The sequence below is a fragment of the Streptomyces sp. NPDC127038 genome, from assembly GCF_042725875.1.
Lineage (GTDB): Bacteria > Actinomycetota > Actinomycetes > Streptomycetales > Streptomycetaceae > Streptomyces.
The window spans coordinates 171,809-181,760 of sequence record NZ_JBHXDQ010000002.1 but is presented as its reverse complement, the minus strand read 5'-3'; the positions used below and the strand labels follow the sequence as shown (position 1 = coordinate 181,760).

12 protein-coding genes are annotated in these 9,952 nt (G+C 71.9%); 6 read left to right on the top strand and 6 right to left on the bottom strand.

The features are described 5' to 3' along the window. The coding region (locus tag ACFWI4_RS02310; protein ID WP_387189932.1) for a hypothetical protein at nt 1-498 on the top strand (498 nt) is incomplete at its 5' end. A 60-nt stretch (nt 499-558) separates the two neighbouring features. On the opposite strand, the gene ACFWI4_RS02305 is transcribed toward ACFWI4_RS02310, so the two are convergent. From ACFWI4_RS02305 to ACFWI4_RS02295, 3 genes are all read right to left on the bottom strand, one after another. Beyond that, nucleotides 559-1,770, bottom strand: a complete 1,212-nt coding sequence (locus ACFWI4_RS02305) for a low temperature requirement protein A (protein WP_387189930.1) — start codon at nt 1,768-1,770, stop codon at nt 559-561. A 181-nt stretch (nt 1,771-1,951) separates the two neighbouring features. Next, complete coding sequence (locus ACFWI4_RS02300) at nt 1,952-2,692, bottom strand: VOC family protein (RefSeq protein ID WP_387189928.1); 741 nt, start codon at nt 2,690-2,692, stop codon at nt 1,952-1,954. A gap of 10 nt (nt 2,693-2,702) precedes the next feature. After that, the gene (locus tag ACFWI4_RS02295; RefSeq protein ID WP_339133990.1) at nt 2,703-3,017 is read right to left on the bottom strand and encodes a DUF6191 domain-containing protein; all 315 of its coding nucleotides are present in this window, start codon (nt 3,015-3,017) and stop codon (nt 2,703-2,705) included. A 323-nt stretch (nt 3,018-3,340) separates the two neighbouring features. On the opposite strand from ACFWI4_RS02295, the gene ACFWI4_RS02290 reads away from it, so the two are divergent. Further along, a complete protein-coding gene (locus ACFWI4_RS02290) occupies nt 3,341-3,664 on the top strand; it encodes a hypothetical protein (RefSeq protein ID WP_387189926.1) in 324 nt (107 codons plus the stop codon). Nucleotides 3,665-3,724: 60 nt separating this feature from the next. Here ACFWI4_RS02290 and ACFWI4_RS02285 read toward each other — a convergent pair whose 3' ends face one another. Further along, nucleotides 3,725-4,117 carry a winged helix-turn-helix transcriptional regulator gene (locus ACFWI4_RS02285; protein ID WP_387189924.1) on the bottom strand — a complete coding sequence of 131 codons (393 nt, stop codon included), beginning with the start codon at nt 4,115-4,117 and terminating at the stop codon, nt 3,725-3,727. 147 nt (nt 4,118-4,264) lie between these two features. Here ACFWI4_RS02285 and ACFWI4_RS02280 point away from each other — a divergent pair, with 147 nt between their 5' ends. Beyond that, on the top strand, nt 4,265-5,110 hold the full coding sequence (locus ACFWI4_RS02280; protein ID WP_387189922.1) for an SDR family oxidoreductase: 846 nt from the start codon (nt 4,265-4,267) through the stop codon (nt 5,108-5,110). A gap of 58 nt (nt 5,111-5,168) precedes the next feature. Continuing rightward, entirely contained in the window at nt 5,169-5,795 is a 627-nt protein-coding gene (locus ACFWI4_RS02275; RefSeq protein ID WP_387189920.1) for an alpha-ketoglutarate-dependent dioxygenase AlkB, read from the top strand. Nucleotides 5,796-5,834: 39 nt separating this feature from the next. Here the strand turns inward: ACFWI4_RS02275 and ACFWI4_RS02270 are convergent, their stop codons facing one another. Together ACFWI4_RS02270 and ACFWI4_RS02265 are read right to left on the bottom strand one after the other, a co-directional pair. Further along, a complete protein-coding gene (locus ACFWI4_RS02270) occupies nt 5,835-6,302 on the bottom strand; it encodes a hypothetical protein (RefSeq protein WP_387189918.1) in 468 nt (155 codons plus the stop codon). Between the two features lie 640 nt (nt 6,303-6,942). Further along, nucleotides 6,943-7,668 carry a siderophore-interacting protein gene (locus ACFWI4_RS02265; RefSeq protein ID WP_387189915.1) on the bottom strand — a complete coding sequence of 242 codons (726 nt, stop codon included), beginning with the start codon at nt 7,666-7,668 and terminating at the stop codon, nt 6,943-6,945. A gap of 134 nt (nt 7,669-7,802) precedes the next feature. Here ACFWI4_RS02265 and ACFWI4_RS02260 point away from each other — a divergent pair, with 134 nt between their 5' ends. Then, nucleotides 7,803-8,435, top strand: a complete 633-nt coding sequence (locus tag ACFWI4_RS02260) for a GNAT family N-acetyltransferase (protein WP_387189913.1) — start codon at nt 7,803-7,805, stop codon at nt 8,433-8,435. A gap of 81 nt (nt 8,436-8,516) precedes the next feature. Next, nucleotides 8,517-9,929, top strand: coding sequence for a DUF3500 domain-containing protein (locus ACFWI4_RS02255; protein ID WP_387189910.1), 1,413 nt, complete (start codon nt 8,517-8,519; stop codon nt 9,927-9,929). Nucleotides 9,930-9,952 lie beyond the last annotated feature (23 nt).

Genomic DNA, 9,952 nt, shown 5'->3' with positions numbered 1-9,952 from the left:
GGGCCGGTCACGGGGGGGGCGCCCACCACGACGGTCACGTGCCCGACCGGCTGGGGCAGCCTCCCGAAGTCCGCCGCCGACAGCGACGACGGGTCCCTCACCGACATCAGGACCGGTCAGCACGACTGCTACGACCGCATGGTCCTCGACGTGCCCACCGCCGGAACCACGGGGATCGGGTACACCGTGCACTACGTCGACGCGTTCTATCAGGACCCGTCCAACATCCTCATCCCGGTCTCCGGCGGGGCGATCATCGAGATCCTGGTGTCCGCCCCCTCGTACGACCCGGCGACCAACTCCCCGACCTATCCCGGGCGGGGCGGCCAGCCGCTTCCGGGCGTCGACCTCACCGGCTACCGGACCTTCCGGGACGCCAAGTTCGGCGCCAGTTTCGAGGGCGTCACCCAGGTGGGACTCGGAGTACGGGCCAGGCTCCCGTTCCGGGTGACCCAGCTGTCCGGGCGCCTGGTGATCGACGTCGCGCACTCCTGGTGACGGGGCGTCCCGTATGTTCCGGGGGGTGATCCGGGCCGGGGATCCGGGGGCGTACGACGCTCACGCCTCCGGTCGCGGGTCAGGCCCGGGACGCCGGGCGCGCCGGCCCTCGTAGAACGTCGGCCAGAGCGTGACCGCGACCAGCAGCCAGACCACGGCGACGGTTCCGAGTCCGCCGCCGAACCCGGCGATCAGCAGCGGCGCCGTGGTGCACGGCAGGACGACGGACAGCAGCCGGCGCCGGCCGTCGGCGGGCTGCCGCAGGGCGGCGACTCCCGTCAGCAGGAAGTACCCGGCGAGGGACGAGCACAGCAGCCATCGTGTGCTGTCGGGCAGCGTGTCCAGGTGCTCCGTCGCCGCGCCGAGACCGGCCGCGAGGGCCGCCAGGCAGCCGGACACGAAGCAGTGCAGGGGGAGCGCGGCCCGGGCCGGCAGGGATCGCGCGGTGAGGTGGGGAACCCCCGCGTAGCCGTGCCGGAAGGACAGCGACCACAGGGCGACCAGCAGGAAGAACGCGGCTGCGGCGAGGCCGTAGAGCCGTCTGTTCCACGGGGCGTCCGACGCGGCCTCGATCACCTGGGCGACTCCCTCGCCGAGCACGATGATCACGAACAGGCCGAGCCGTTCGCCCAGGTGGTCGGCGTCGGGCGTGGCGAACGAGAGGGGCAGGACGGTCTCGCGGCGCCGGGATCGCGGCTCCTCGCGCCGGTCGTGGGCCCTGCGGTTCTCGATGATGTCGCGCGCGGAGACGGTGAACGTCACGTACAGGTCGAGGGCGATGCCCAGGGCCCAGAGCCAGTAGCGGGCCGGTTCGTGCGCCCACAGGGAGACGACCCACGGGATCACGCCGACGGACGTCTGGGCCGCGGGCCAGTCGACGAGGATCTCCCGGCGATTGCGCCAGACCCCGCTCGCGAGTCCCCTGACCACGACGTAGGCGAGTGCCAGGGCCCTGGCCTGGCCGTCCTCGCCCGCGTGGACGCCGGGCACGGCGGCCGCCATGACGGCCATCCCGAACATCGCCGCCAGCACCGTGCGGGTGTGGGTGCCCTCTCCCGCCACGTTCCCGTACAGCGTGAAGCAGATCCACGCGGTCCAGAACGCCAGGAACAGCAGGACGTAGAGGCCGACATCGGCGGCGCCGGGTTCGCCGTGCAGCAGATGGGCGATCTGGGCCACGCCGGCCACGGCGACCAGGTCGAAGAACAGCTCCAGCCAGCTGGCATGCCGTTCCTCCGCCGGTGCGGGAATTGCGGGCGACTCCTCGTTCACACCAGTCCCTGTGCTCTAGCCAAGACATCGGGGCGTTCCCCGGCCGTACGAGGTGTCCGCGCCGTCCGCGGGACAGGGGCACGCGTCGTGCCGGGGAACCGCTCACATTAGCCAGGCATCGACGCGTGGCCCCGCTGTCACCGCCGGTGCCGGGGCGCCGCACCGCCGGCGGCGTGGTGCGTCAGTGCGGGGCGAGGACGCAGAACTCGTGGTCCTCGGGGTCGGTGAGACAGGTCCACGGGGCGTCGCCCTGGCCGACGTCGAGGCGGCCGGCGCCGAGCGCCCGCAGCCGGGCGACCTCCGCCTCCTTGTCGGCGCCGGGACACGGCAGCAGGTCGAGGTGGAGGCGGTCCGGCACGGTCTTCTCGCCGGGGACGCGCAGGAATTCGAGGTACGGGCCGACCCCTTTGCCCGACCGCAGGGTCGCGTGGTCGTCGGCCACCTCGTGCACGGTCCAGTCCGTCGCCTCGCCCCAGAACCGGGCCATGGCCCGCGGATCCAGGCAGTCGACGACCACCGCGGCGATCGGCCCCGTGTCCAGGTAGACCTCGCGGGGCTCCAGTACGCAGAACTCGTTGCCCTCCGGGTCGGCGAGGACCGTCCACGGCACCTCTCCCTGGCCCACGTCGACGGGGGTCGCGCCGAGTCGTCGCAGACGTTCCGTCAGTTCCGCCTGGTGGGCCGCCGAGGTGGTGGCGAGGTCGAGGTGCACGCGGTTCTTCGTCGCCGTCTTGGGCTCCGGCACCGGAACGACGTCGAGGCCGAGGAAGACCGGGTCCGGCCAGACGGGGCCGCCGGGTGGTCCGACGTACGTCGTGACACCGGGGCTGTACGCACTCCAGCCGAGCGCCTCCGCCCAGAACCGGCCGACCGCGGCGCTGTCGAGCGCCTTGACGATGACGTGAGCTGGTCGCAGTGCCATGCCGGCGATCCTAAGCGGCGGGGATGCGGACGACCGCGATTCCTCCGTCGAGATCCACCGTCGTCCGGTTCGGCGGCGCCCCGTCCTCCTCGTCGTCGCGCAGCAGCAGGGCCGACTGGCGTTCCTTCAGCTCGGTCTGCTTGCCCGGCGAAAGGCTCGCGTGCAGCTGCTCGAACCCGGTCGCCGAGATCTGCCCCTGACGTGCCGAGTTGCGCCAGGGAAGGACACCGGCCCTGCTCGCACGCAACAGCAGCTGATCGACGAACGACAGCGCCGTCAGGATGATGACCAGCCCGGGCAGGGTCATGAAGACGAGGAATGCCATGACCGCAGTATCCCGGCGGGACCGGGCGGAGTCACGGTCGGGCCGGGATCGGGCCCGCTCCCGTGACCTCGTGGTGGCGCGCGGTCCGTTCCGCGGGCGGCCTGGGAGAGTGTCAGGTCCATCATGCCTGCTCGGGGGGCGTTCGCGGTAGGACGGAGAGCACGTCCGTTTGACCTTGGCACAGGGGCCGCCCGGCCCGCAGACTCGTCGTCATCCACCCACCGGCGTACGTGCCGGCACCCGACTCGGGCTGCCGGCGCGTTCGTCGTGCTGCGCCGTCGTGGTGACGGGGCGGGCCGGGGTGGTGGAACGAAGGGGGATCGATGCATCAGGACATGGTCATGCGGGCGAGGGTCATGCTGCTGAGCGCCAATGTGCGGGTGGTGCGTGGTGGGGAAGGACTGTGGATCTACCGGATCCTGACACCGGTCGAGCCGGAGGTGTACGGGTCGAAGCTGGCGTACGTACTGGTGCAGGCGAGCGCATCGGACCTCGTGCGGGACCTGCCCGAGCGGCGCCTGGCCCTGCTGGACGAGGCGGTGGCCGTGGCGAAGGCGCTGAGCCCCGCGAACCCCTACCGGGACAAGGTGCTGGCGAAGGCACTGGCCGCCAGGCGACGCGAAGTCGAGGGCTCCGCGGCGTCGTAGCGGGGGTCGCTCGCGGGACCTGCCGGGCGCGGTGGGTCCCGCGCGCATGCCCGGCAGGCCCTAGCGGGACGGATCCGTGTCGTAGGCGAGGCGGGCCTTCTCGACCTGGTCCAGGTGGGTGGCGGCCCAGCCGGTGAGGTGGGCGAAGAGCGGGGCCAGGCTGCGGCCGAGCTCGGTGATCTCGTACTCGACCCTGGGAGGGACTTCCGGGTGGTACGTGCGCACGACCATGCCGTCGCGTTCCAGCTGCCGCAGCCGCTGGGTCAGCACCTTGGGCGTGATCGCGCCGATCCGCCGTTCCAGTTCGACGAAACGCTGCCGGCCGTGCGTGTGGAGCGTCCACAGGATCGGGGTCGTCCACCGGCTGAACACGATGTCCACGACCGCGCTGGTGGGACAAGCGAGTTCCGGATCGGTCGCGGGATCCGCCACCCGTTCGCCGCTGCCGGCCATGAACTCCCCCTCGGGGTAGTCACTTTCCTCTAGGTACCTACTATATCGGCGGTGTTAGCGTCCCCGTGTCGCCCGGAGAACAGCTCTCCGCGGCTGGTTCCGCCCGGTCGGGCGGAACAACTCACTGAATTGACACGGGAGTTGTTCATGTTCGTAGTGACGGGGGCCACCGGCAACGTCGGCCGGTCGCTTGTACGGATCCTCGCGGCGGCCGGTGCGCCGGTGACCGCGACCTCCAGGGGGATCACGGAGGCGGACGTACCGGACGGCGTCGGCCACGCGCGGGCGGATCTGACCGATCCCGAGAGCCTTCGGCCCGTGTTCGACGGAGCCGACGCGCTGTTCCTCCAGAACGGAGGCCCCAGCGCTCACCTGTTGAGCCCGCGCGACCTCCTCGACGTCGCCAAGGCCGGCGGCGTCCGCCGTGTGGTCCTGCTGTCATCGCAAGGAGTCGCGACCCGCCCCGGTTCGGCCTCGCACGGCGACACGGCGCGCTCCATCGAGGACGCCGTACGGGAGTCGGGCATGGACTGGACGATCCTGCGGCCCGGCGGCTTCGCCTCCAACGCCTACGCCTGGGCCGAGTCGGTCCGCGCCGACCGTACCGTCGCCGCTCCGTTCGCCGACGTCGGCCTCCCGACGGTCGACCCGGACGACATCGCCGAGGTGGCCGCCGTGGTCCTGCGGGCGGACGGCCACGCCGGACGGATCCACGAACTCACCGGGCCTGCGCTGAACACGCCCCGGCAGGCGGCCGCGGCCCTCGCCGACGCCCTCGGCGAGCCCGTCCGGTTCGTCGAGCAGACCGCCGACGAGGCCCGCGAGCAGATGCTCCGGTTCATGCCGGAGCCCGTGGTCGCCACGACACTGTCCATCCTCGGCGAGCCCACCGCCGCCGAGCTGCGGATCAGCCCCGATGTCGAGCGGGTCCTGGGCCGCGCGCCTCGGACGTTCGCCGACTGGGCCCGGCGTCATGCCGCCGCCTTCCGGTGAGCTGTCCGGGATGGACTGTCCGGGGCGGGTTGTCAGTGGGGCTCGCTACTGTTCGGACATGACTGAGGGCTCTGGACAGCTGTCCTTCGACGCGGGTGAGGGGACCGCCTTCGCGGCGGTTCCGGGGCTGTTCCACATCGCCGACTGGCTCGGCCCCGAGGCCTGCGACGAGATGCTCGACGGGATCGGGTCGGAGGTCTGGTCGACGGAGCTCAGACGACGGGTCCAGCACTACGGCCACCGATACGACTACGGCCGGCGCTCCGTGACGGCGGACGCGCGGACGGCCGCCGCGGCCCCGCCCCTGCCGCCGTGGGCGCTCCGCCAGGCCGAGCGGCTGGTGCGGGAAGGGCACATGGACCGGTATCCGGACCAGGTCATCGTCAACGAGTACCTGCCGGGCCAGGGCATCAGCGCCCACGTCGACTGCGTGCCCTGTTTCGGTCCTGTCGTGGCCGCGATATCCCTCGGCTCCGCCTGCGTCATGGACTTCACCCCTCCCGGAGGCGGGGAGAGGACGGGAGTCCGTCTCGCTCCCGGAAGCCTGTGCGTGATGACGGGGCCCGCACGGTACGACTGGCGGCACGGCATCGCCGCTCGCCGGAGCGACCCGGACGGTGCGGGCAGGGTTCCCCGCGGCCGACGGGTGTCGGTGACGTTCCGAACGGTCCTCGATCCGGCCTGACCGCGGGTCCGGATCCGCCGGCGAGGGCGGTCCGTGGAATCAGAGGCCGCGCGCCGCGGCCAGGACGGCGGCCTGTTCCAGCATGCGGGTCGGTTCACGGCCGTTGCCCCAGGCGTCGTTGAAGGTCGGCACGGACTCGACGTCCGGGCCGAAGCGTCTGCGGATCTCCTCCAGGAGCACGGTCATGGCCTGTGCCTCCAGATGACGGTCGCCGCCTGACTCCCTGCGGATCGCGCCCTGCGAACACAGATGGCCGTCCTCGTCGGTCAGTGCTCCCGCGCACCAGCCGTCCGTACGCAGCCGCAGCGACGCGCGGTGGAGGAGGGCGGCGATGGGGGTGGCATGCGGGGCGAGGGCCGGGGGAGCGGTGGGGTTCGGAGGGGCCGGTGAAGTGGGAGCGAGCGGGGCGGAGGGAGCTCCGATCCGGGTCCAGTCGACCGGGGGCGTCTGGATGTGCGCCGTGTTGACCTCGTAGGCGACGGCCGCCAGCGCTAGGCGGGCGTCCATCTCCCCGTTGACCGCGGCCAGGCGTGCCTCAAGGCTCCCGCCGGGAGCTTCGGAGGTGCCGGACGTGCCGGAGGTTCTGGGTGTCCCCGGGGTGCAGGGTGTCCCAGGGGTGCTGGGAGTGCCGGGTTGCCCGGGGGTACCGGGTGACCAGGAGCGAAGGGCGTGCCGCTCGGGTTCGGCGGCGGCCGCTGGAGCGACTCCGGCGCCGTCGGATGCTGCCGGGTCGGCGGCGACGGGGACGGCGACGGCTTGTGGCGTGGGGGACTGCATGAAGGATGGATTCCTGGCGAGCCCCCCGTTCAGCGCCGCCGAACGGGCGTACCTCACGGGTCGACCGGGCCCTCCGGGACGGCCGGGCCCTCCGGGTGGCCGGGGCGGCGAGGACGGCTGGAGTGATCGGGCGGCCCGCACGGTTCACACGGCGACGAGGGCCGCTCGGACGGCCCGGACGGCCCGGACGGCAGCGAGGCCGGCCCGTCGCCCAGGGCAGAGGGCCTGACCTTCGCGCCCCGCGGACCCTCGCACCCCGCGGACCTGCGCCCGCCCCGCGTGCCCGCGCCGCCCCGCGTGCCCGCGCCGCCCCGCGTATCCCGCCGCCGGGCTCCCCCCCCCGTACCCCCACCCCCTCAACCGACTGCGCTCAGCCCGCCCGCCAGTACCCGAGTGCGTTCACCCGCTGTCTGGGCAGGGACAGATCCTTGCGGACATGCGTCGACAGCGCCCGTGTGGTCGCGGTGTCGCAGGCGATCCACACGTACGGCTGCGGACTGTCCTTCAGCAGCTCCGGCAGAGCGCTCTTCACCTCTTCGACCAGATGGCGTCCGGCGTCCCGCCGGGCCACCTGACGTACGTCGTGGTGCGGGGCGGCCCGGAAGGGCAGGCCCGTAAGGTCGCCCTCGAACCAGATCGTCGCGGGGACCGGACCCAGCGCCGTGAGCAGGGAGTTCAGGGCAGGCAGGGAGGCCGGGTCGGCGACGGCGAGGAGGTGGGAGGGGGCGGGCTCGGGGTGCTCGAATCCCGTGCCCTGGACGGTCGCCTCGATGGTGTCCCCGGGCCTCGCCGCCTTCGCCCAGTCGCTCGCGCGGCCCTCGTGCAGGGCGAACTCCAGGCCGAAGGTGCCGGCCGCCGGATCCGGTTCGACCAGGGTGTAGGCCCGCTGATGGGGCTTGCCCGCGTTGTCGAACCACAGCCGTACCCACATCGTCGGATGCACGCCCGTCGCCGCCAGCATGCCCCCGTCGGTGAAGCGCAGCCGACGGTACTCGGCGGTGACGTCCTCGGCGTCCGTCACGGTGAACACGTAGTCCTTGGCGCGCAGCAGTTTGAGAACCGCGCCCTCCCAGCCCCGCCCCTGCGCCTGCCCCATCACTTCTGCACCCCTCGGAACGACTTCACTGGTCATTAGTTAGGTGAGCCTAACCTAATATGACGGTGTGCCGCACAGGTCGGTCACAGGGAACAGCCGGCGCGCGATCGTGACCGGCCGGACGAAGGAGACGGATGTCCCGCATCAGCGCCACGCGCGCAGCTCTGTACGAGCAGGTCGTCGACGGCTACGGCACGGTCCGCGTCCTCCCCCTGGACGCGGCGCTCGACGGTCCCGTGGTCCACGGCTGGGTGAACGCCGACCGGGCCGCCTTCTGGGGCATGAGGGACCTGACCGAGGATCAGGTCGTGGCGATATACGCCCACATGGGCACGCTCGACACCCATCACGCCTGCCTCCTCGTGAAGGACGACGAGCCGGTCGGACTGCTCCAGACGTACGAGCCGGGCGCCGATCGCGTCGGCGACCGCTATCCGGTGGAGCCCGGCGACATCGGCGTCCACCTGCTGCTGGCTCCGGCGGGACCGGGCGGCGGGCGTCCCGGCTGGACCACGGCGCTGCTGGGCGCGGTGGCGTCGTACGTCCTGCTGGGTCTCGACCGCGAGCGCGTGGTGGTCGACCCCGACGTCCGCAACGAGAAGGCCATCGCCCGCTTCCTCCGTCAGGGTTTCACCCCGGGGCCCGTGGTCGTGCTCCCGGAGATCGACCTTCCCGACGTCCATCTCCCCGAGAAGCGCGCCCAACTCGCCTTTCTCTCACGGGAGTCGGTCTTCCCGGGGAGGATCCCGGACCTCGCCGCCCGGTAGGGGCCGCGGCGGTCCCGATTCCTACGGCACGCACAGGTCCTTGCTATGGCGCTGCAAAGTGTTGACGAAATCGTTGATGTCATGGTCAACGAAACGCACGGACACAAGCCGCGCACCCCGGCGGCCCACCGCTCCCGCCGGTGGTTCATGAACAAGGCCCTGCTCGCGGGCGGTGTCTCCGCCGTCGCGGTCATGGGCGGCTACGCCGCCACGTCGGCCGACGCCGAGGAGGCCGGTTCCGCGGACGCCACCGCGAGTGCCGCTCCGTCGGGCCCGCCGCCCGGCGGCTTCGGTCGGACGATCCCGTACGACGAATTCGTCGGCGTCACCACGGACGGCACGGTCCTCGGTGACCTGTACGCCGTCCACTCCACCGGCGTCTCCACCGTCCCGGTGATCCGCGCGGCGCGGGCCTTCGTCGCCTCGCTCACCGAGGAACAGAGGGCCGCCACGCTCTACGAGGTCGACTCCGACCAGTGGCTCGACTGGACCAACGTCGACTCCAACGACCGGGACGGGGTGGCCCTGCGCGAGCTGACCGAGAGGCAGTACGCCCTCGGCATCGGGCTGCTGCGGGCCTCGCTGTCGGCCCGCGGACTGCGGCAGGCCGCCGACATCCGCAAACTCAACCAGTTCCTGGGCGAGTACGAGGGCGACACCTCCAAGGCGCTGAACGAGGACGCCTATTGGTTCACCGTCATGGGCACCCCGTCGGCGACCGAGGCGTGGGGTTTCCAGTTCGAGGGCCACCACCTCGTCGTCAACTACTTCGTCCTGGGCGACCAGGTCGTGATGACCCCGACGTTCATGGGCTCCGAACCGACGAAGATCACCTACGAGGGGAAGAAGTACCACCTCTTCCGGGAGGAGACCGCCGCGGGCCTCGAACTCCTCCGCTCGCTGGACGAGACACAGCTCGCCCAGGCACTGTCCACGGCCGCGAAGTCCGGCACCGACCTCATCGCCGGTGCCGGCCAGGACAACGCGGTCATCCCGTACGCGGGGGTCAAGGGCTCGGCCCTCGATCGCCGGCAGCGCAGACTGCTGCTCGCCCTGGCGGAGGTGTACGTCGGCTACCAGGACGAGGGCCACGCGCGCGTGCGGCTGCGCGAGATCGAGAGACACCTCGACGACACGTACTTCCACTGGATCGGCGAACACGACGACGACTCCGCGTTCTACTACCGCGTCCACAGCCCCGTCGTGCTGATCGAGTACGACGCCGAGTCCCCGCTCGGCTACCACGAGAACGAGGAGACCACCTCGGCCTCCCCGACCGCCTCCGCTCCCGAATCCGCTCCGGCATCGGCCTCCGAGTCCGCGTCGGCCTCCGAGTCCGCGTCGGCCTCCGCGTCCGCGAGTGCGGGACCCGGCGGACCGGGCGGCCCCCAGGGCACCCCGACGCAGCAGCACATCCACACCATCATCCGCACACCCAACGGCAACGACTACGGAGTGGACCTGCTCCGACTGCACCGGGAGACCGACCACTGAAAACAGGGCTGCCCCCCCGTCCG